Source organism: Subtercola boreus (assembly GCF_003399635.1).
GTDB classification, from domain to species: domain Bacteria; phylum Actinomycetota; class Actinomycetes; order Actinomycetales; family Microbacteriaceae; genus Subtercola; species Subtercola boreus_B.
Window position 1 is genome coordinate 198,376 of sequence record NZ_NBXB01000011.1, and the last position, 20,568, is coordinate 218,943.

Here is a 20,568-nt window from a genome sequence, read left to right on the forward strand (position 1 = left end):
ATTACAAGGCTCCGGCGTCAGACTGCGCGTTCCGGGCGGTCTGGGGTCAGAACAGCGACCACGGATAGTACATCACGTCGAACGTGATCGGGAAGGTGTAGATGGCGTAACCGGCATGCACCGCACGAGTGAAAGGCGGTAGGTCGGTGGCGACTTGCATCCGTGTGTCGTTCTCGTTGTTCTCGAGCACAACCACCGTGATCTCGTCGCCCTGCAGGGCCCGTTGCTGGTAGGGCGGATACCGGTCGTTCGTCAGCCCGGCCGCCGTCACGCGCTCCTCGGTCGCCGCGGTCAGGGAGTAGGCGACCCAGTAGTCGGCGTAGACCGCGGCGAGGTTCTGGTCTTCGAGGTACTGCCCGAGCGATCGGATGTCGCCGACGATGTAGCGGCTCTGGGTTCCGAAGGAGAGGTTCGGGAACAGGCTCTCGACCTGCACGACGGTGAGCGTTGCCACGAGCAGCATCGCGGTGATCCCGGCCACGAGCCGGTACCGGATGCGCATCACGAGCCATGCAACGGCGACTGCCAGCGACGGCAGCACGAAGACGGTGTAGCGGTAGTCGCTCGGGCCGAGGGTCGTGCCCGCGCCGACGACCACCACGATGACGGCGAGCACCGTTCCGGCCAGCAGGGCGGCGACCCAGACGTTCCGGCCCAGCACCGCGAGCACAGCGAGCAGAGCGAGCAGGGCGAGGCAGATCGCAGCCGTCAGGTAGCCGACCACGGTGCCCTGGAGGCCGAAGATGCTCGGCATGGTGCTGGTGAACAGGGTGGCGAAGCTCCGAAGCCCGGGGTGAGTGCCGTCGCTCTTCGGGGCAAGCGCGTTGAGGGAGTTCGCGAACATCACCAGCCACGGCAGGGCACCGACGATCGCCGCGGCGATGCCGACCAGGATGCGGTACCAGTGCCGTCTGCTTCGCACCAGAAGGATGAGCACACCGGGTATTGCGAGAGCCGCCCCCATGGGCGACTGCCAGAAGGCGAGGCCCGCGGCGAGTCCCACGAGCGCCCACTGCAGCAGGGGTCGGCGTACCGGCTGCCGGAGCGCCAGTGCCGTGGCACCGAGGCCGAGAACGAGGCTCGGGCCATAGAAACCCGGTTCGCTGATCGAGATGCGCAGGGTGTAGAAGCCTGAGAACCAGTACAGGATGGCGGCGACATTCCCCACGAGCGGGCTGAACGCCTTCGTGGCGATGAACCGCAGCACCAGCACGCCTCCGACGAAGAAGAGCATCGCGACCACGGAGAGCACTTCGATGTGCGCCCCGACGATGGCCATCACGCCGCCCGCGACGAGTTGCAGCAGCGTTCCGCCGTAGGTCTGGCCCCAGAAGAAGAAGGTCAGGTCCCCATCGGAGATGTCCTTCGCCATCAGGTAGACGATGGCGTTGTCGGAGTCGACGTAGAAGGCGGGGGTGAAGACGAGGAGAAGGCGCAGCAGGAATCCGGCCGCGAGGAGCACCCAGAAGGCGATGCCCGCGATCCGCAGGCCGCGCTCGGCCACGGAGGGTGAACGCTCCGTCAGGCCACTCGTAGTCGTGTCACGCTCCGTCGCGTCACTCGTAGTCGTGACCCGCTCGGCCACGCCGTTCCCCGTCGATTCGGCCGTTGTGTCGCTCATCCTCGTATCCTTCCGGCAGCGGCGCGGGCACCGAGACCCACCCGGAGCGCCACCCGGAGCGGCAGCTGGTACCAGCGGTGGTACCGCTTCGCGAGATAGAGGTATGCGCTGTGGTGGTGCGCGCTCAGCATGGCAGCCGAGACCCGCTGGGTGCTGGTGCCTCCGGTGTGCTGGACGGTGGCGGTGGGGGCGTAGAGTACCCGGCGCCCCGCGTTGCCGAGGCGCTCACCGAGGTCGACGTCTTCGAAGTACATGAAGAAGCGGTCGTCGAACCCACCCACCTGTTCGAAGGCATCGCGACGCACCAGCATGCAGGATCCCGAGAGCCAGCCCGATTCGATCGGCTCTGTGCCGCTCGTCTTCGACTTGTCAGCCCGGAGGTACCGCTTCGACCAGGGGTTCTGGGGCCAGACCCGGTGGAACACCGCGTGGCCGGCGCCCGAGGTGAGCGAGGGCACATCGCGGGCCGACGGATAGATGCTGCCGTCGTCGTTCGTCACCCGGGGGCCGACGGCGCCGATCGTGTCGTCGGCCCGGATCACGGCGAGCAGCTCGTCGATGCTGCCCGGTTCGAAGACCACGTCGGGATTGGTGACGAGGATGAAGCGGGCCTCGGCCGCGAGGCTCTGGGCAGCGAAGTTGACCGCGCCGCCGTAGCCCAGGTTCCTGCCCGGGGAGAGGATCCGTGCGGCGGAGGGAGCGGTCGCCGTCGTCAGATCGTCGCCCGGGGCGTTGTTCACCACGATCAGGTCGAGAGGCTCCGAGCTCGCTGCAGAAGTCGAGGCGAGGCAGGTGAGCACGTCGTCTCCCGAGAAGTAGCTCACGGTCACGAGAGCCACCTGCGCCGCGGGCGAGGGGGAAGGCGAGGCGGCGGGCGAGGGGCGATCCGATGCGGTCCCTGAGGCGTTCACGAGGCCACCGCCACCCGGTACGCCTCGACATGCCGCGAGGCGCAGGCCGCCCAGGTGAACTCTGCCGCACGAGCTGCTCCCGCGACCGCCAGACGGGCGCGTTCCGCCGGGTCGGCGAGCAGCTGCCGGATGCCGCGGCCGATGCTCGCGGAGTCGACGTCCGTGTACCGCACGGCGTCTCCGCCCACTTCGGGCAGCGAGAGACGGCGGGTGGTGAGCACGGCCGATCCGCTCGCCATCGCCTCGAGCACGGGCAGGCCGAACCCCTCGCCGAGGCTCGGGTAGGCCGTCAGGAGGGAACCGCCGAGCAGGGCCCGGAGCTGTTCGAGGGTCAGGTAGCCGAGCATCCGCACGTCGACTCCGGCGGCGACCGCGTCGGAGACGGCGGCGGGAACGGAGTCGTCCCAGCCGCTGCCACCCGCGAGCAGGAGCGCGGGGCGGGACGCGGCCGGCGTGTCGCGCACAGCCTCCGTGAACCCCTGCACCAGCGCCCGCACGTTCTTCCGGGGTTCGAGGGTGCCGAGGAAGGCGACCCAGCCGGCGGCGACCGGCGGAACCAGGCTCGCCTCGAAGGCTTCCAACTCGGCGACTGCCGGTGGGTGGAAGATCGTGCTGTCGTAGCCGAGCGGCGCATCGACCACACTCCGGGGCGAGGCATGGGTGATCCGCAGGTACTCATCGGCGGTGGCGCGGCTCGGTGTGACGACGGTGACGCCCAGCAGGCGGGCCGCCCTGATCCAGCTGCGGAAGAAGACCCGCTTCACGCGGCCGTGCACCTCGGGGGCGGTGAAAAAGGTGAGGTCGTGCACCGTCACCACCCGCTTCCGCCTCGTGAAGAGGGGGAACGTGTAGTGCGGAGAGTGGATGATCGCCGCCCCTGCCCGGCGCGCGAGCCCGGGCAGCACCAGCTGTTCCCAGACGAGGCGACCGGATGCCCGCCCACCCCAGCCCGCGATCTCGATCACCCGCGTGACCCCGGCGGCCGCGAAGGCCGACCTGTCCCGCGGCTGGCAGACGACAGCGAGGGGCACGCCCGAGCGCACCAGTTCGACCACGACGTTCTCGACGTAACGGCCGACGCCCCCGCGATCGACGGGGATGGCTGTGGCATCGAAGAGCACACGGAGCGAGGCGGCGCCCGGCACGGAGGTCGTCACCCGGGTCACGCGTCGAGGAGCTCGAGGTCGTGCTCGACCATCCGCGCCACCAGGGTCTCGAAGTCGACCGACGGCGACCAGCCGAGGGCGTCCCGGGCACGGCTCGCATCGCCGAGCTGCTCGGCGGGGTCGACGGGACGAACGAACGCCGGGTTCACGCTGACGAGCGACGACCAGTCGTCGATGCCGACCCGGGCGAATGCGGCATCCAGAAAATCGGAGATCGTGTGCGAGACGCCGGTGGCGACGATGAAGTCGCCCGCCTCCGGTGCCGCCACGGCGAGCCGCATGGCCTCGACGTAGTCGGGTGCCCAGCCCCAGTCGCGCCGGGCGTCGAGGTTGCCCAGTTCGAGGCCCTCCTGCAGGCCCCGGCTGATCCGTGCCACGCTCGCCGTGATCTTCCGCGTGACGAACGCCTCGGGGCGGCGGGGTGACTCGTGGTTGTAGAGGATCGTGTTCGACGCATGCAGTCCCCGCCCGCGGAAGACGCCCACAGAGAGGTGCGCGTACGCCTTCGAGGCGCCGTAGGGAGAGGAGGGCCTGATCGCCGTGGTCTCCCGTTGCGGTGTCTCGGCGACCTGCCCGAAGATCTCGGCACTCGACGCGTGCAGTACCCGCACCGGATGCCCGTGCTCCTCCTGCAGGCGGTGAGCGGCGTCGAGCAACCGCACGACGACCTGCCCGTTGATCGCACCGGTCATCACCGGGTCGTTCCACGACGCGGCCACCGAGGAGACTGCGGCGAGCGAGTAGAGCTCGTCGGGCCTGACGTCACGAAGAAGGGACTCCAGGGCATCCGGGGCCAGCAGGTCGACGGAGTGCAGCCTCAGGTTCGCGGGGGAGCCGAGCGCCGCCAGGTTCTCCTCTGTGCTGTTCCTGACGATGCCGTGAACCTCGTACCCGTCGGCAAGCAGGGACTCGGCGAGGTACGAGCCGTCCTGCCCTGAGATTCCGGTGACGAGTGCGACGGGCACTTCGGCCTACAGCCCGGCGAGAGCTTTTTGCTCGACGACGTCGTTCTCGACCATCATCGTGACGAGCTCCGCGAAGCCGACCTTGGGCTTCCAGCCGAGCTTCGACTCCGCCTTGGCGCTCGACCCGATGAGCAGGTCGACCTCTGCCGGGCGCATGAACTCGGGGTTCTGCACGACGTACTTCTCCCAGTCGGTGATGCCGACGACGCTGAAGGCCTTCTCGAGCAGCTCCTTGATGGAGTGCGTCTCGCCGGTGGAGATGACGTAGTCGTCGGCCTCTTCCTGCTGGAGCATCAGCCACATCGCCTCGACGTAGTCGCCGGCGAAGCCCCAGTCGCGGCGCGCGTCGAGGTTGCCGAGCACGATGTTCTCCTGGAGGCCGAGCGAGATGCGGGCGACGGCCTGCGACACCTTGCGGGTGACGAACTCCGGGCCGCGACGGGGCGACTCGTGGTTGAACAGCACACCGGAGGAGGCGTGCATGCCGTACGACTCGCGGTAGTTGATGGTCATGTAGTGGCCGAAGACCTTGGCGACGCCGTAGGGCGAGCGCGGCCAGAGGAGGGTGTCCTCATCCTGCGGCACCTGCTGCACCTTGCCGAACATCTCGCTGGAGGAGGCCTGGTAGAAGCGCACCTTGCGGGGATCGTCACCCGAATAGAGGCGAACGGCCTCGAGCGCGTTCAGCACACCCTTCGCGGTGACCTCGGTGGTGAGCGACGCGTTCTCCCACGAATACGCGACGAACGAGATGGCGCCGAGGTTGTAGAACTCGTCGGGCTTCGCGGCCTCGAGGGCACGGATCAGGCTCGACAGGTCGGTGAGGTCACCGGTGAGCACCTTGATGCCGGGCAGCGTTGCCTCGACAAGGGCGCGCTTGGGGTTGTTCTGGCCCCGGATGAGGCCGTACACCTCGTACCCCTTCGACAGGAGGAGTTCTCCGAGGTAGAGGCCGTCCTGGCCGGTGATTCCGGTGATGAGAGCGCGGGGCATGTTTCCTCGTTGTTCGTTCGGGGGCGTCTGCGACAGCTCATAGTAGCGTCGCCGAGTCATCGACTAGTATTCCATGGTGCACCCAGACCCCGAGGCAGGCAGGCCGCCCTCCGGCGGCAGATCGGTGCCTGTGGGCACCCAGACCGCCGCTGTGGATGCCCGGCTGCGGCAGATCGCGCCACACCTCGGCCTCTCCTTCAGCCCGACCGATCCTCTGGCGGGCAGGACCCACCCGGCCGGCGAACTGGCCGCGGCAGTGGCCCAGGCCGTGCGAACCTCTCTGAAAGATGCCGATGTCTGGCTGGCGATCGTGGGGTTCACCGCGACCTTCCCGACGCTCGACGAGCACGCATCTGTGCGCCGGGCGCTGGCGCTCGCAGACCCCGGCGACGCCTTCGGAGTGCTCACAGCCCTGCTCGATGCGCTGGCGCCGATCATCCGCCGCACCCTCGCGCCGGAGGCCGAGATCGAGCTCGTCACCGACACGGTGCTCATTGATGCGAACTTCAGCGGGCGGAGCGACCACAACACCGGCGTGCAGCGGGTACTGCGGGAGACCGTCTCCCGGTGGAACCCCGAGCGCGAGCTGACCCTCGCCTGCTGGAACGAGCGCGGAACCGGGATGCGGCGCCTCGTCGGCCACGAGATCGACCGTGTTCTCGACTGGGCAACCCATTCGAGTCTCCCCGCGGCGGAGCGGGCCGCCCTGCACGCCGCCTCGGAGGGGTCGGCCGAGCACCGGGCCGCGCGCAGCGTGATCGTGGTTCCGCTCCGCTCGGTGATCGTCGAGATCGAGGTCTCCCAGCTCGAGACCGCCGCGCCGCTCGCGGCTCTCGCAGCCGTCTCGGGCAACCGGGTCGCGGTCGTCGGGCACGACGCGATCCCGATCGTGAGTGCCCAGAGCCAGCCCACCGGGGAGATCGAGCGCTTCGCCCGGTTCCTCACTGTGGTGAAGCATTCGAGTCGGGTGGCGGGCGTGAGCGCATCGGCGGCCACCGAGTACAGCGGCTTCGTCGATGCGGTACGCGCGCAGGGCATAGAGGGGCCGAGCGTCGTCGCCGTGCCGCTCGCGATGAACCCGCCGACAGCGGCCGCGCGGGCCGTGGCGCTCGAGCCCGCCGCCGGCTCCGCGGCAGATCTCACCGAGCTGCCGCTGGTTCTCGTCGTCGGCAGCCAGGAGCCACGCAAGAACCACAGTCCCATCGTGTTCGCGGCCGGGCGGCTGTGGGCCGAGGGCATCCGGTTCCGCATCCGGTTCATCGGTGGCGGCAGCGCGCCGGGCATCGCGAGACTCGACCGCGAGGTGCGGGCTGTCGAGCAGCTCGGTCTCAGCGTCGAGGTGCTGAGGGATGCGAGCGATGCCGTGCTGCTCGACTCCTACCGGGAAGCCCGCTTCACCGTGTTCCCCTCCCTCCACGAGGGGTTCGGTCTGCCCGTGGCCGAATCACTCGCCCTCGGCGTGCCCGTGATCACCTCGAACCACGGCAGCCTCGCGGAGATGGCGGAGGGTGGCGGCTGCCTCACGGTCGACCCCCGCGACGACGAGGCGATCGAGAACGCCATGAGGACGCTGCTCGTCGAGCAGGAGTTCTACGAGCGGTTGCGGCAGCAGGCGGTGTCGCGCACGTTCCGCAGCTGGAACGAGTACGCCGCCGAGCTCTGGCGGCAGCTGGTCGAGCCGGTGCAGCAGCAGCTCGCTGCCGATGCGGTGGCTCTGATTGATGCGGTGGCTCTGGATGATGCGGTGGCTCTGGATGCGCGGGCCACTGCCGCGCATCCAGAGACCGTCGACACCTCCGAGGTCTCACCGGCCGCGCTGCAGCTCGCCCTGGCGGGCTGGTTCCACGCGGTGCGGGCCGAACTCGCCGCCGAGAAGGCGCGGCAGAACTCCCCGGCCGCGAAGGTGCGGAAGGTCGGCGCGCTCGCCCGATTCTTCGTGGCCCGTTCCCGCGAGATGGGTGTCGCACCCGCCACGCGCGCCGCGGTGAAGATCGTCAGGCGCCGTCTCATTCGAGGCTGATTCCCCGGTTCGGCTTGCTACAGTGGGGCATTCGCGGGGGGAGCCGGTGCACTGCGCCCGAATCCACGCCCGCTGTGAACCTGCCAGCCGAGCACCAGGAGTGACCCATCACCGCATCTCTCGCGCCCTCCGCGCCGGGTGAGCGCCGTTCCCGGCGTCGCCGGAAGTGGTCGACCCGCCGCCGCGTCGTGGCCATCGTGCTCATCGTCCTGATCAGCCTCATCGTGGCGCTCGCCTGCATCGGTGGGTGGGTCGCCTACCAGGCCGTGCAGGCGAAGGACTCCCTCGAGCGGGCCCAGGGCACCGTGGCGACGCTGCAGACCGACCTCACCTCGCTCGACGTGGCGACTCTGGATGTCTCGGCGCTGACCGCCTCAGCCGACTCCTTCGCCTCCGACGTGAGCGAGGCGCGCCAGCACACCAACGACCCGCTGTTCAAGCTGGCCGAGAAGGTGCCGATGGTCGGCCCGAACCTCACCGCCGTGCGCCAGCTCACCGACTCGCTCGACCAGCTCAGCACCGATGCGCTGCTACCGATCGTCGATTTCGGCAAGACCCTGACCCCCGCTGCCCTGAAGCCCGTCAACGGAGCGTTCAACGTCGAGCTGCTGCGAAACGGCGACACCGCCCTCGCGAACGCCGACACGGCGATCTCCGCCGCCAGCGCGAGCCTCGCCTCCATCGACACGACCGACACCGTCGGCCAGATCGGTTCGGCCAAGACCACCCTCACCTCGGCGCTCGGCAAGGCGCAGGATCAGATCGTGAAGGCTCGCGGCACGCTGTCGACGGCTGAGGGCATCCTCGGCATGAACGGCACCCGGCACTACGTGCTGGCGTTCCTGAACAATGCCGAGTCGACCGGCCTGGGCGGTGGCCCGGCCTCGCTCTCCATGCTCACCGTAGACAACGGAGCGTTCGCGATCACCGACCAGGCCTCGAGCCGCGACTTCCCGCAGACCGACGGTCCGGTCATCCCGGTCGACGCCGGCCTCCGGGGAATCTACGGCCAGGGCATCAACGAGACTCTCAACTGGTCGACGAGCCGGCCCGACTTCCCGACCGCGGGCAACCTGATCAAGTCGTGGTGGGAGAAGTACCGGGGCGGAACCGTCGACGGAGTCATCTCCATCGATCCGATCGCCCTCTCCGACATGCTCGCTGTGACGGGGCCGGTGAAGCTGAAATCCGGTGAGGAGATCAATTCTGGGAACGCCGTCTCGCTCCTGCTGCACGACATCTACCTGCGTTTCGAGCCCTCGGAGATCCAGTCCGGCACCGATGCCTTCTTCAAGGAGGCCGCCACGACCATCTTCAGTGGCATCACGTCGACCTCGGCCGCACCCGATGTGCTGATCACCGGGGTCAACAAGGCCATCGATGCCGGCGACCTGATGGCGTGGAGCGCGAACCCCGACGAGCAGAAGCTGCTTGCGGGCGCGAAGATCTCGGGCGTGATGCCCACGGACAACACGAAGTCGACGCTGACCGGCACGTTCTTCCGGGATGTGACGGTGTCGAAGACCGACTACTGGCTCGAGACGACCGTGAACCTGCAGACCGATGTGTGCACGAACCCGAACAACCCCACGTTCACCCAGACGATCACCCTGCACTCGACGATTACCAAGGAGGAGGCCTCGACGATCGCCCCCTTCATCGTCGGCGACAACTTCGGCGGGCGGAAGTTCAGCACCGAGGTCTACGGCTACGGACCCGTCGGGGCCACCATCACCAACACGCAGGTGGGCGACTCGAGCGTGGGTGGCTCCGCGAGATCCTCCTCCGACGATCTCGGCCGACCGGTCGGGCGCGCCATCGTCGACCTGGCTCCGGGCCAGACGAACACGGTCACCTTCACCTACGCCGGCGCGGCAGGCACCTACGGCGCACCCGCCCTGCAGACCACGCCCATGATCAACGCCACCGCGGCCACGATCGACGCGGCCGGTTGCAAGTAGGATGTGCGAGTGACTGAGCCCACTTCGACCCAGACGGCTCCCCGGGGCAGGATCGCACGCCTGGCACACGCCTTCTGGGACAAACTGCTGCGCTACGCGCTGAAGTTCGGCGTCGTGGGCGGCATCGGCTTCGTCGTAGACTTCGCCATCTTCAACTGGTTGCGGGTCGGCGGACTCGGGGAGGCGCACTTCCTCTCCGGCCCCATCGGCGCCAAAGTGGCGGCTGTGGCTGTGGCGACCATCGTCACCTGGTTCGGCAACCGCTACTGGACGTTCCGGGAGCACCGCCGCAAGAACTACGTCCGCGAGCTGTTCGAGTTCGCCGTCGTGGCCGTCTCGGGTCTCCTGATCAACCTGCTCTGCCTCTGGGTCTCGCACTACGTGCTCGGCTTCACCTCGCTGCTCGCCGACAACATCTCGGGCAACTTCATCGGTACCGCTCTCGCGACGCTGTTCCGGTTCATGCTCTACCGCTACTGGGTGTTCGGGCATCACCGCTCGGGCACAGTCGTGGGTGCAGAGGAGCAGGCCCAGGCGGGAGCCTCGGCCCTCTTCGAGAGCGACGAGCTCGCAGCGGCCGACGCCCGCTCGAAGAAGCCGTGAGCACCGCCGCCCTCCTCGGTCGCCTCGATGCGCTCGCCGAAGCGATCGGCGCCACCGTGGCTGTCACAGGCGTCCCTGCCTACCTCGACGCAGTCTCCGAGGTCGTCGGCACCGATACCGAACTGCTCTGGCTGGCGCACACGGCGATCAGCGGGGAGTTCCCCGAGTCGGCCGCCTTCGAGGACTTCCGCCGGGCTGCACGCCTCACGGGAACGCGCCAGGCGCTGGATGCCGTGGTGACCCGTGCCGGCCGGAGGCTCGCACCCCACCGCGGCATCGCCATCCGGATCGTGCAGCACGCGGTCGTCGTCGACGTGCACCACACCGCACGCACCGGGCTCGCCACGGGCATCCAGCGCGTGGTGCGCCAGACGATCGTGGAGTGGTCGAAGCAGCGCGAGATCGAGCTGGTGGGCTGGGATGCCCGCTACCTCGGCCTTCGCGCGCTCACCGCGCCCGAGCGGCAGAACGCGCTGTACGGATCGGTTCCCGACATCCCGAAGTCCCGGGAGCGGGTGCTGACGATCCCGTTCCGGTGCACCTACATCCTTCCAGAGCTCGCGATCGAAGACGACCGCACCTCCCGCCTGTCGTGTTTCGCCGAGTTCTCGGGCAACACCACGAACGTCATCGGCTTCGACTGCGTGCCGCTCACCTCGTCGGAGACGGTGGGCGGTGGAATGTCTGCTGCCTTCGCGAAGAATCTCGCGGCCATCGCGCACTTCGACCGCATCTCCACCATCTCCCGCGCTGCGGCGACGGAATACGGAGGCTGGCGGCGGATGCTCGCTGGCGCCGGACTCCGGGGGCCCGAGATCGAACCCCTGCTGCTGCCGAGCGTCGCCGAGGAGGTCTCTCCGGCCGACTTCGAGCGCGCCCGCGCCGAGCTCCTGCGGGGTGACGCCCCCCTCGTGGTGTGCGTCGGGAGCCACGAACCGCGGAAGAACCACCTCGCCGTTCTCGCCGCCGCCGAGCGGCTCTGGCGGGACGGTGTGCGCTTCCAGCTGGTCTTCATCGGGGGCAACGGATGGCACGGGGAGGAGTTCAAGGCCGTGCTCGCCCGGCTCGCCGCATCCGGCCGACCCGTCAGGGCGATCTCCGCCATCTCGGATCCGCTCCTCTGGAGTGCCTACCGGCTGGCGCGGGTGACCGTGTTCCCGTCGCTGAACGAGGGTTTCGGGCTGCCCGTCGGGGAGTCGCTCTCGGCCGGCACCCCGGTGGTCACGAGCGAGTACGGAAGCATGAGGGAGATCGCCTCGGGCGGCGGGGCCATCTTCGTCGATCCCCGCGACGACGACGACGTCTGGCGCGGAATCAGGGCCGGACTCCTCGACGACGATCTGCACGCACGCCTGGTCGCCGACACGGCGCACCTCTCCGGCCGCGGCTGGTCGGACTATGCCGACGAGCTCTGGGATTTCTTCGTGCACACACCGGCCTGACCGGCCCTTTCCCCGGCAGGGCAACGCCCAGCCCCGAACGCGTAGTATTTACCGGTGGGATGCGCCTGACGTCCTGCGGTACGTGAGGAGATGTATGGCAACCCAAGCCGAAGTGAGGGCTCTGCGGCTGTCTGAGCTGCCCTTCGAGACGTCGGTCAACGCCGGCCCCAAGTACGTCGGCGGGTTCTTCACGGCCATCAAGGAGATCGCCTCCCACCGGGAGCTGCTCGATCTCCTGATCCGGCGCGAGTTGAAGTCGCGGTACAAGGACTCCTCGCTCGGCTTCGTCTGGAGCCTGATCAAGCCGCTCGTGCAGCTGCTCATCTACTACGTGTTCATCGGCCAGGTGCTCGGAGCCGCCAAGGGCGTGGCCGACTTTGCCATCTTCGTCTTCGCCGGTCTCACGCTCTGGGGGCTCTACAGTGAGACGATCGCCACCGGCACAGCGTCGATCGTCTCGAACGGCGGGCTGATCAAGAAGGTCTACCTGCCGCGGGAGATCTTCCCGCTGGCGGCGACAGGGTCGGCGATCTTCAACTTCCTGGTGCAGATGGTGGTGCTGCTCGCAGCGATCGTCGTGCTCGGGCAGTTCCCGATCTCGCTGAACCTGCTCTACGTGCCCGCTGCCTTCGTGATCGTGCTCATCTGGGGCGTGGCCTTCGCCGTGCTGCTGTCGGCGCTGAACGTGTACCTCCGTGACATCCAGTACTTGGTCGAGGTCGTGATGCTGCTGCTGTTCTGGGCCTCGCCGATCGTCTACTCATGGGGCTTCGTCGTCGCCGCGGTCAAGAACCACACCTGGTTGCTCGAGGTGTACCTGCTGAACCCGATCTCCCTGAGTATCCTCGCGTTCCAGCGCGGACTCTGGCAGGCCGGCAGCCAGACGCGGGTGCTCGAAGGCAAAGAGGTCCCCCCGCAGGACTGGCCCGCCTACATGGATCTCCGCCTCCTCGGGGCGGCCGTCGTGGGCCTCATCGTTCTGTTCATCGCCCAGCGCATCTTCTCCCGCCTGCAGGGCAACTTCGCCCAGGAGATCTGATGCCGTCACAATCCGATCCCCGCGTGCTCGCCAAGGCCCCCACCGTCGTTCGCGCGACCGGTGTCTCGAAGCGCTTCGTCATCCGCAAGGAGAAGTCGCTGAAGGAACGCATCGTGAACTTCGGGCGGTCGCAGAAGCACAAAGACGACTTCTGGGCCCTCCGCAACGTGTCCTTCGAGATCAAGGCCGGAACGACGATCGGGCTCGTCGGGGCCAACGGATCGGGTAAGAGCACACTGCTGAAGGTGCTCGGCGGAATCATCCAGCCGAACGACGGCACCGTCGAACGCCGCGGGCGGCTCGCCGCGCTGCTGGAGCTCGGCGCCGGATTCCACCCCGATCTCACCGGCCGGGAGAACGTCTACCTGAACAGCTCGATCCTCGGGCTCAGCCGCAAGCAGACCGACGAGTACTTCCAGTCGATCGTCGACTTCAGCGAGATCGAGGAGTTCATCGACACGCAGGTCAAGTTCTACTCCTCGGGCATGTACGTGCGGCTGGCCTTCGCCATCGCGGTGCATGTCGACCCCGACATCCTGCTGGTCGACGAGGTGCTGGCGGTCGGTGACGAGCCGTTCCAGGCGAAGTGCATGAACAAGATCCGCCAGTTCCAGGCCGAGGGTCGGACGATCATCCTGGTGAGCCACTCCGCGGGCCAGATCGAAGACCTCTGCGACCGGGTCGTCGTGCTCTCGCACGGCAACGTGGTGTTCGACGGGGATGCCGCCGGCGGGCTGCTGGCGCTCCGCGAGTCGTTCGAGCACTGAGGCACCGCGCCCCACCAGAACAGCGCGACGGGCTGTTCTGGGCAGGTGCGTCAGCTGCGGTGCAGGCGGGAGCGCACTCCGCGGAGCGGCTTCGTGACCCGCCAGGAGAGCGTCTGCTGCAGGTCGGCGACCAGTTGGCCGAGTTCTGCCTCGTGCTCGCGGCTGCGGGCGAGCTCCGCCTCGACGGTTGCGACCCGGGCGGCGGCCGCCGCCCGGCGCGTCGCCTCACTGTGCAGGCGCTCCGCCGTCGTCGCCACCTCGGCGAGCGCCTCGGCGAGGTCGTTCTGCAGATCCAGCTGCCGGATCGGCGTGTACGCGTCGAGGATGCCCGCCGGGTACTCGAGGTCGGCCTTCAGCTCCCCTGCACGCTCCGACGCCACGTAGAAGCGCGACAGTCCGTCGAAGAAGCAGAACTCGTAGCCGGCCCGCTCGACGATGCCGCTCCAGCCCTCGTGCACCCGTTTGGTGCTCATCGGCGCCGTGGCCTCGATCACCAGCACCCAGGGGCGGAAGCGGGTGAAGTCGAGGGAGGCGAGCACCTGGGCTTCGGCGCCCTCGGTGTCGATGCTCAGGAAGTGCAGGTCGCGCTCGGCCAGGCCGGCCTGCTCGATCGCGTGATCGAGCGAGATGACGGGCACCTCGATGTCCCGCACGGAGAAGCCCGACTGCGCATGGTCGGCGCTGATGCCGTCGATCAGTGTCGAGAGGCCCGTGCCTTCGATGAGGTGCAGCTGCATCGTCTCATCGGCGCTGTCGCTGGCGACGGCCTCGAAGACCGTGTCCCGGGGTCGTTCCGCCCGGAAGGCCGCCGCGTACGCGGGATTCGGCTCGACCGCGATGCCCGACCAGCCGGCGTCATAGAACTTCCGCGTGACCGAGTCGTCGGTCGGATCGTTCGCGCCGACATCCAGGTACACGCCTCCCTCGACGTGCCCGAGAGCCCTCCACAGCACGATGTCCTCGCCGTTCTGGGCGAATGACACGTTGAGATCTGGCACGGGGGTCCTTTCCGACGGCGGGCAACACTGAACGACGCCATCCGACCCTATCGGGTCGCGCCTCGGTGTCAGCGGAGCGCGCGCGGGGGAGGCCCGAGAGGCAGCGGATCGAGCTTCACCTTCGTGGCCAGCAGCGCCAGCAGCAGGAAGTTGCCCTCCAGGAGCAGACGGCTCTCGGTGAGGCTCTGGATGACCAGGGCCGTGAGCAGCAGCAGCGGCAGCAGCGAGATGGCCTGGAAGGGCGTCGGCGCTCCGACAACGGGCGACGGCGGATCCACGGCCATCCACCAGGAACGCACGGTCGTGGCGGCGATCAGGCAGCCGAACACGAACAGGCCGACGACGCCGAGTTGCAGGAAGATGTCGATCCACGCGTTGTGCGCCTGGAGGTACACCGTGCCGTCCTGCACGATCAGGTTCTTGAAGGGCTCGACCCAGGGCGCCCAATAGCTGATCCAGCCCCAGCCGCCCCACGGATGCTGCCACGCCAGATCGACGACCGTGTCCCAGATCGCGAGCCGGCCGGTGAGGTTGTCGCTTCGGCCGATCAGGGGGAAGAAGACGTCGGCCAGGCGGATGCTCAGAACGGCGAGGATCACCACCCCGGCGATTCCGAACGGGTAGACGACCAGCCGTCTCTCGACCGGCACCCGGCGGATGAGGAGGGCCACCACCAGCACGAAACCGACGGCGATCGTCGCCATCAGCACGGTCGCCGACCGGGTCAGCCCGTGTTCGAGCAGGGCGAGCGCGATCCAGACGGCCGAGGACACCGGTCGCCTGGTCTTCTCCACCCACTCGATCGCGAAGACGATCAGGGCGAGCAGCACGAGGAAGGCGAGCAGATTGCGGTTGCCCACGATGCCCTGGATGGGGCCGCCCCTAGCAGCGAGGAGGTGCTCCACTGAAAATCGGGTGGCACTCCCTGGCCGCCGGAGATCAGCCAGATGGCGCCGACCGGGTGCCCGACGAAGACGGCCACGAACAGCTCGAAGACGATCGAGAGGCCGAGCAGCCACCGGAGAGCCGTGCCGAGGGCCCGGAGGATCTCGAGCCAGGAGAGCGTGACGGCGATGAAGACCCCCGCCACGGCCGTCACGAGCTGCGCCGTGGCACCCAGGGCGGTCGCGCCGGTGTACTGCGACCAGACGATGCTCACCGCACAGAGCACGAGGAAGGCGGCGAGCGGCTTGGAGTACCGTATCCACGGAACAGCGCGGCCACGGGTCGTCCGCACCAGCACGACACCGCTCGCCACGGAGAGCCCGACGACGAGCACGATGAACGCCGGCCAGCCGAGCAGGCTCTGCCAGGCATCCGCTCCCAGCGCGGTGAAGAGCACGAAGCCCGCGAGTCGGATGCGGCCGACCGGAGAGGGTGCCGGGTCGACGACGACCGGCACCCGGTGGGTGGGCACTCCCTGCAGGGGATCGGTTCGGGGCGTCGAGGTCATCAGGCCCCAAGGTTAGCCAGCGACCTCCCGGCAAACTCCTGAGAAAGGGGCCTTACGGCCCCAATCGTTATCAGGCCGTCACCCAGGCCCGGGCCCGAGCGTCACACGAAGGCGGCGAACCCGGTGATCTTCCGGCCGACGATCAACGTGTTCATCTCGCGCGTGCCCTCGTAGGAGTAGAGCGCCTCCGCGTCGGCGAAATGGCGGGCCACGTCGTACTCGAGCACGATGCCGTTGCCGCCGAGGGCTTCACGGCACCACGCCACCGTCTCCCGCATGCGCGACGTGGCATATGCCTTGGCCAGCGCCGAATGCTCGTCGCGCTGGGTGCCGGCATCCAGCATCTTCGACACCTGCACGACCATGCCGAGGCTCGCCGTGATGTTGCCGAGGCTCTTCACGAGCAGGTCCTGCACGAGCTGGTGCGATCCGATCGGCTTGCCGAACTGCACCCGCTGCTTGGTGTAGCGCACGGCAGCGTCGTACGCGCCGATCGAGTTGCCGACCGCGGCCCAGGCCACCTCCGCGCGGGTCAGCCGCAGCACGGCCGCCGTGTCGCGGAAGCTGTTGCCGTTCTGCAGCCGCATCGACTCGGGCACCCGCACGTTCTCCAGGGTGATGTCGGCGTTCTGCACGATGCGGAGCGACTGCTTGCCCTCGATCTTCGTGGCGGTGTAGCCGGGTGTATCGGTCTTGACGATGAAGCCCTTCACCTGGCCGTCTTCGGCCGACTTCGCCCAGATGATCGTGATGTCGCTGAAGGTGGCGTTGCCGATCCAGCGCTTCGAGCCGTTCAGGATCCAGTCGCCCGTCGCCTCGTCGCGCGTCGCGACCGTTCGGAGTCCCTGGGCCGAGTCGGAGCCCGAGTCGGGCTCGGTCAGCCCGAACGCTCCGACGACGTCGCCCTTCGCCATCTGCGGCAGCCATTCGGCCTTCTGCTCCTCGGAGCCGGCGACGCTGATCGAGCCCATGGCGAGCCCGTTGTGCACGCCCACGTGGGTGGCGACCGACGCGTCGATGCGCGCCAGCTCGAGGGCGACGAAACCGCGGAAGACGGCGGAGTTCTCGAACGTCTTCGTCTCTTTCCACGCGAACTCGTAGAGCCCGAGCTCGGCGAGCCGCTTGATGACCTGGTGCGGGAACTCCGCCTTCTCCCAGAGGTCGTTCACGATCGGCTTGACCTCGGCCTCGAGATACTCGCGGAGGGCCGCGAGCCGCTCCTTCTCCTCGTCGCTGAGGGCGTCGGAGTAGCCGAAGAAGTCGCTGGCCAGAGGCTCGAAAGTCATCGTGTGATCATCCATTCGTGTTCATCGTACAGAGTCCACTTCACCGTGGAATCAGCCGCCAGCCTACGTCGGAGCCCGGCACCGTCAAACCCAGTTGGTAGTTTGGTCCAACACCTGAGTCGGAAGGCCACGCCATGTTCGTCCCCATCTCCAACACCCCCCGCGACTATGCCTGGGGCTCGGCGAGTGCGATCAGCGACCTCCTGGGCACCAGGCCGACGGGCCGACCCGAGGCCGAGCTCTGGCTCGGTGCGCATCCGTCGTCGCCGAGTGTGATCGACGAGCCCGCCCTCGCCGGCGGGGCCACGAACCTGGCCGAGTGGATCGCGAACGACCCGCACGGGTCATCCGGAGCCCACGGCCAGCTGCCCTACTTGCTGAAGATCCTCGCCGCCGGTGGGCCGCTCTCGCTCCAGGCGCACCCGACCCTGGCGCGCGCCAAGGAGGGTTTCGCCCGCGAGAACGCTGCCAGAGTGCCCCTCGACGCGCCGAACCGCAACTACAAAGATCCGCTGCACAAGCCCGAGGTCATCTACGCGCTGAGTGACACGTTCGAGGCGCTCTGCGGCTTTCGTTCGCTCGGCGAGATCCGCGCCATCGTCGCTGAGCTGCAGGCAGCGGATGCCGCGTCGGTCGTTCCCGAACCCGAACTGCTCGGCGCGCTCGTCTCTCGCCTCGGCGGTGACACGGCCGAGGCGCTCGAGACCAGCGTGGAATGGCTGCTGTCGGGCAGCGGTGAGGTGGCGGCGCTCGTCGACCACGTGACCGCGCTGGCCGGGAGTCTTCGGAGCGAGGCGTTCGGCCCGGCGTTCTCGACCGTGCGGGAGCTCGCTCTGGACTACCCGGGCGACCCCGGCGTCGTGCTGTCCCTGCTGCTGAACCGCGTCACGCTGGCGCGGGGCGAGGCGTTGTTCCTGCCGGCCGGCAACATCCACGCCTACCTCAAGGGGCTCGGGGTGGAGCTGATGGCGGCCTCGGACAACGTGCTCCGCGGCGGGCTGACGCCCAAGTACATCGACGTTCCCGAGCTGCTCGGAGTGCTTCAGTTCGAGTCTCTCCCCGTGCCCTACCTCCGGCCAGGGCATCCGTCGGCCGGTGTCGAGGAGTTCCAGCCCGACGTGACCGACTTCGTGCTCGTGCGGGTCGCGCTCGGCGTGCAGGCCTCTGCCGCGAGCACGGCGGCCGGGGGGGACCCTGCTCCGGATGGCCGTCCCGCGCCCTCCCGCTACCTGCCGCTCGGCCCGGCCATCGTGATCGCGACCGCCGGGAGCGTCACTGTGTCGTCGGCCGGCGTAAGCGTCGACGTCGCCCGCGGCTCGGCGTTCTACATCACCCCCGACGAGGGCGAACTCACGTTCACCGGCTCGGGCGAGCTGTTCCTCGCGGCCCCCGGCGCCCGCGCCTAGCTGTTCCTCGCGGCCCCCGGCGCCGCCCTCGCCCCCCGGCGCCGCCCCCAGCGCCGCCCTCGCCCCCCGGCGCCGCCACCGCGCGCGTGCCGTTTTCAGGCAGGGCGCGGCGGCATCCACCATTCCGACACGGCCTCGCCCCTGACCTGAATTGCGGCACTCAGGCCGGCGGGCGGCGGGCAGGCAGTCGGCAGGCGGGCGGCAGGCGGGCGGCAGGCGCGGGTCACGCGGCGCGGGGCACGGGTCACGCTTGTCAGGCGGGTTGGCGCGCGAGCTGCCCGAAGGTTCGCCGGTAGGCCGCGGGGGTGGTCTGCAGCACCTTCACGAAGTGGTGCCGCATGACGGCGGCCGATCCGAAACCGGTCTCGGCGGCGACCCGGTCGAGGCCGAGGTCCGACTCTTCGAGCAGCAGTTGGGCCCGCAGGAGGCGCTGCCGGTTCAGCCACGCCGCCGGAGTGGTGCCGAGGTCTGCCCGGAACCGCCGGGCGAAGGTGCGGGGGGACATGAGGGCCCGACGCGCGAGCTCCTCCACCGGCAGCTCCTGGTCGAGGTTGTCGATCATCCACTCGGTCACGGCCGCGAAGGAGTCGCTCCGCACGGGCGGCAGGGGTGCGGCGATGTACTGGGACTGGCCGCCGGAGCGCTGCGGGGGCACGACCATCCGCCGGGCCACGACATTGGCGCTCGCGGCACCGAGCTCGGTGCGCACGAGATGCAGGCACGCGTCGATGCCCGCGGCGGTGCCGGCTCCCGTGATGACACGGCGGTCCTCGACGAAGAGCACGTCGGGGTCGACAGCGGTGCCGGGGTATTCCCGCGCCAGGCGCTCGGCGTGCATCCAGTGCGTCGTCACGGCCCGACCCTCGAGGATGCCCGCCGCGGCCAGCACGAAGGCACCGCTGCAGACGCTCAGGATCCACGCGCCGCGCGCCTCTGCCTCCTGCAGCACCCGCACGACCTCGGGGTGCACCGGATCGCCGATCGCGTGCGCCGCGACCGCGATCAGGTCTGCATCGGCGCAGCACTCGAGCCCCTCGGAGATGACCATGTCGTAGCCCAGGCTGGTGGGAACGGGGCCGGGTTCGGGGGTCGCGATGTGGAAGTCGAAGCTCGGGCCACCCATGTCGCTGCGGTCGATGCCGAACACCTCGCACACGACGCCGAACTCGAACGGGGCGACGTGCGGCAGCGCGAGGAGCACGATCTTCTGGAGCATGATGGCAGCTTATCGACACCTGAGCAGATCGTGCCACTCCGTCTGTTCAGTTGCCGGCTGACGCCCGAAGTGGGGCCAGACACGCTGGGCGCGGCGAACCTTTAATCCACAGTTGAGGGTTTACGATCTGCGACTTGACGTGAGCGAACTACACCGGTGTAATTATGGCTAGGGGTTTTCGGCAAGACCCGGCAGGTCGGGGTCTGTCAGAAAGGAGAGCGTGATATGTCGCAAGCAGAGTTCCGCTCAGAACAGACCAGCAGCGCGCCAGCGGGCAGCGCACCGGCCAACGATGCCTCCGCGGCGCCGTTCGGCTCGGCGCAGTTCCACCCGCTGAGGCGACCGAGCGGGGTGCCCGACGACTGGTTCGTCGACCCGGTCCTCCTCGGTGTTCCCGGCGTGCGGCAGGTCGATGACAATCCCTACGTCGACGACAACCCCCTGGCATGGCAGACCGACTCGCTCTGCGCGCAGACCGATCCCGAGGCCTTCTTTCCGGAGAAGGGTGGATCGACCAGAGACGCCAAACGCATCTGCCAGACCTGCGAGGTCAAGTCGCAGTGCCTTGAATACGCGCTGCAGAACGACGAACGCTTCGGAATCTGGGGTGGCCTCTCCGAGCGTGAGCGGCGGAAGCTCCGCAAGCAGGCCGGCTAGCAGAACAGCTGGTGCGAGGCCCACCGTACGCCTCCCAGCCAACCAGCAGGGCCTGCACAGGCTC

17 protein-coding genes and 1 pseudogene are annotated in these 20,568 nt (G+C 68.6%); 8 read left to right on the plus strand and 10 right to left on the minus strand.

What is annotated here, in order from left to right; translation table 11 throughout:
- Window positions 1-46: 46 nt before the first annotated feature.
- From B7R22_RS03440 to B7R22_RS03460, 5 genes are all read right to left on the minus strand, one after another.
- Entirely contained in the window at window positions 47-1,621 is a 1,575-nt protein-coding gene (locus B7R22_RS03440; protein WP_116410405.1) for a hypothetical protein, read from the minus strand.
- The gene (locus B7R22_RS03445) at window positions 1,618-2,451 is read right to left on the minus strand and encodes a glycosyltransferase family 2 protein (RefSeq protein ID WP_253258854.1); all 834 of its coding nucleotides are present in this window, start codon (window positions 2,449-2,451) and stop codon (window positions 1,618-1,620) included. Before B7R22_RS03445 ends, B7R22_RS03440 begins: the two co-directional genes overlap by 4 nt.
- A 77-nt stretch (window positions 2,452-2,528) precedes the next feature.
- A complete protein-coding gene (locus B7R22_RS03450) occupies window positions 2,529-3,698 on the minus strand; it encodes a glycosyltransferase family 4 protein (RefSeq protein ID WP_253258855.1) in 1,170 nt (389 codons plus the stop codon).
- Window positions 3,695-4,663, minus strand: coding sequence for a GDP-mannose 4,6-dehydratase (locus B7R22_RS03455; RefSeq protein WP_116410406.1), 969 nt, complete (start codon window positions 4,661-4,663; stop codon window positions 3,695-3,697). The genes B7R22_RS03450 and B7R22_RS03455 overlap by 4 nt, the downstream gene beginning before the upstream one ends.
- A gap of 6 nt (window positions 4,664-4,669) precedes the next feature.
- Window positions 4,670-5,656: a GDP-mannose 4,6-dehydratase gene (locus B7R22_RS03460; protein WP_116410407.1), complete on the minus strand. Its 987-nt coding sequence runs from the start codon at window positions 5,654-5,656 to the stop codon at window positions 4,670-4,672.
- Between the two features lie 73 nt (window positions 5,657-5,729).
- Here B7R22_RS03460 and B7R22_RS03465 point away from each other — a divergent pair, with 73 nt between their 5' ends.
- From B7R22_RS03465 to B7R22_RS03490, 6 genes and pseudogenes are all read left to right on the plus strand, one after another.
- The gene (locus B7R22_RS03465; RefSeq protein ID WP_116410408.1) at window positions 5,730-7,676 is read left to right on the plus strand and encodes a glycosyltransferase; all 1,947 of its coding nucleotides are present in this window, start codon (window positions 5,730-5,732) and stop codon (window positions 7,674-7,676) included.
- A gap of 188 nt (window positions 7,677-7,864) precedes the next feature.
- Window positions 7,865-9,637, plus strand: a complete 1,773-nt coding sequence (locus B7R22_RS03470; RefSeq protein ID WP_116410409.1) for a DUF4012 domain-containing protein — start codon at window positions 7,865-7,867, stop codon at window positions 9,635-9,637.
- Between the two features lie 9 nt (window positions 9,638-9,646).
- Window positions 9,647-10,240 (plus strand): GtrA family protein, encoded by a 594-nt coding sequence (locus tag B7R22_RS03475; protein ID WP_253258856.1) that lies wholly within the window; start codon window positions 9,647-9,649, stop codon window positions 10,238-10,240.
- Window positions 10,237-11,682, plus strand: coding sequence for a glycosyltransferase (locus B7R22_RS03480; protein WP_116410410.1), 1,446 nt, complete (start codon window positions 10,237-10,239; stop codon window positions 11,680-11,682). The genes B7R22_RS03475 and B7R22_RS03480 overlap by 4 nt, the downstream gene beginning before the upstream one ends.
- A gap of 94 nt (window positions 11,683-11,776) precedes the next feature.
- Window positions 11,777-12,721: an ABC transporter permease gene (locus tag B7R22_RS03485; RefSeq protein WP_116410411.1), complete on the plus strand. Its 945-nt coding sequence runs from the start codon at window positions 11,777-11,779 to the stop codon at window positions 12,719-12,721.
- Window positions 12,721-13,482 (plus strand): annotated as a pseudogene (locus tag B7R22_RS03490) (ABC transporter ATP-binding protein); the annotation flags it as partial. The gene B7R22_RS03485 and the pseudogene B7R22_RS03490, both read left to right, overlap by 1 nt.
- Before the next feature lie 56 nt (window positions 13,483-13,538).
- Here B7R22_RS03490 and B7R22_RS03495 read toward each other — a convergent pair.
- The 4 genes from B7R22_RS03495 to B7R22_RS03510 form a co-directional block, all read right to left on the minus strand.
- Window positions 13,539-14,486, minus strand: coding sequence for an FkbM family methyltransferase (locus B7R22_RS03495; protein ID WP_172582182.1), 948 nt, complete (start codon window positions 14,484-14,486; stop codon window positions 13,539-13,541).
- 68 nt (window positions 14,487-14,554) lie between these two features.
- Window positions 14,555-15,346 carry an O-antigen ligase family protein gene (locus B7R22_RS19045; protein ID WP_172582183.1) on the minus strand — a complete coding sequence of 264 codons (792 nt, stop codon included), beginning with the start codon at window positions 15,344-15,346 and terminating at the stop codon, window positions 14,555-14,557.
- Window positions 15,301-15,939, minus strand: coding sequence for a hypothetical protein (locus B7R22_RS19050; RefSeq protein WP_172582184.1), 639 nt, complete (start codon window positions 15,937-15,939; stop codon window positions 15,301-15,303). The genes B7R22_RS19045 and B7R22_RS19050 overlap by 46 nt, the downstream gene beginning before the upstream one ends.
- Before the next feature lie 101 nt (window positions 15,940-16,040).
- Entirely contained in the window at window positions 16,041-17,225 is a 1,185-nt protein-coding gene (locus B7R22_RS03510; protein ID WP_116410557.1) for an acyl-CoA dehydrogenase family protein, read from the minus strand.
- A gap of 134 nt (window positions 17,226-17,359) precedes the next feature.
- Here B7R22_RS03510 and manA point away from each other — a divergent pair, with 134 nt between their 5' ends.
- Entirely contained in the window at window positions 17,360-18,631 is a 1,272-nt protein-coding gene (manA, locus tag B7R22_RS03515; RefSeq protein ID WP_116410416.1) for a mannose-6-phosphate isomerase, class I, read from the plus strand.
- 253 nt (window positions 18,632-18,884) lie between these two features.
- On the opposite strand, the gene B7R22_RS03520 is transcribed toward manA, so the two are convergent.
- Window positions 18,885-19,847: a GlxA family transcriptional regulator gene (locus tag B7R22_RS03520; RefSeq protein WP_116410417.1), complete on the minus strand. Its 963-nt coding sequence runs from the start codon at window positions 19,845-19,847 to the stop codon at window positions 18,885-18,887.
- A 333-nt stretch (window positions 19,848-20,180) separates the two neighbouring features.
- Here B7R22_RS03520 and B7R22_RS19055 point away from each other — a divergent pair, with 333 nt between their 5' ends.
- The gene (locus tag B7R22_RS19055) at window positions 20,181-20,504 is read left to right on the plus strand and encodes a WhiB family transcriptional regulator (RefSeq protein ID WP_301182589.1); all 324 of its coding nucleotides are present in this window, start codon (window positions 20,181-20,183) and stop codon (window positions 20,502-20,504) included.
- Window positions 20,505-20,568 lie beyond the last annotated feature (64 nt).

What these genes read in the sequence shown, in the direction of transcription:
- B7R22_RS03440 (WP_116410405.1), bottom strand. Translation starts at nt 1,621, where the DNA reads ATGAGCGACACAACGGCCGAATCGACGGGGAACGGCGTGGCCGAGCGG.
- B7R22_RS03460 (WP_116410407.1), bottom strand. Translation starts at nt 5,656, where the DNA reads ATGCCCCGCGCTCTCATCACCGGAATCACCGGCCAGGACGGCCTCTAC.
- B7R22_RS03465 (WP_116410408.1), top strand. Translation starts at nt 5,730, where the DNA reads ATGGTGCACCCAGACCCCGAGGCAGGCAGGCCGCCCTCCGGCGGCAGA.
- B7R22_RS03485 (WP_116410411.1), top strand. Translation starts at nt 11,777, where the DNA reads ATGGCAACCCAAGCCGAAGTGAGGGCTCTGCGGCTGTCTGAGCTGCCC.
- B7R22_RS19050 (WP_172582184.1), bottom strand. Translation starts at nt 15,939, where the DNA reads ATGACCTCGACGCCCCGAACCGATCCCCTGCAGGGAGTGCCCACCCAC.
- B7R22_RS03510 (WP_116410557.1), bottom strand. Translation starts at nt 17,225, where the DNA reads ATGACTTTCGAGCCTCTGGCCAGCGACTTCTTCGGCTACTCCGACGCC.
- manA (WP_116410416.1), top strand. Translation starts at nt 17,360, where the DNA reads ATGTTCGTCCCCATCTCCAACACCCCCCGCGACTATGCCTGGGGCTCG.
- B7R22_RS03520 (WP_116410417.1), bottom strand. Translation starts at nt 19,847, where the DNA reads ATGCTCCAGAAGATCGTGCTCCTCGCGCTGCCGCACGTCGCCCCGTTC.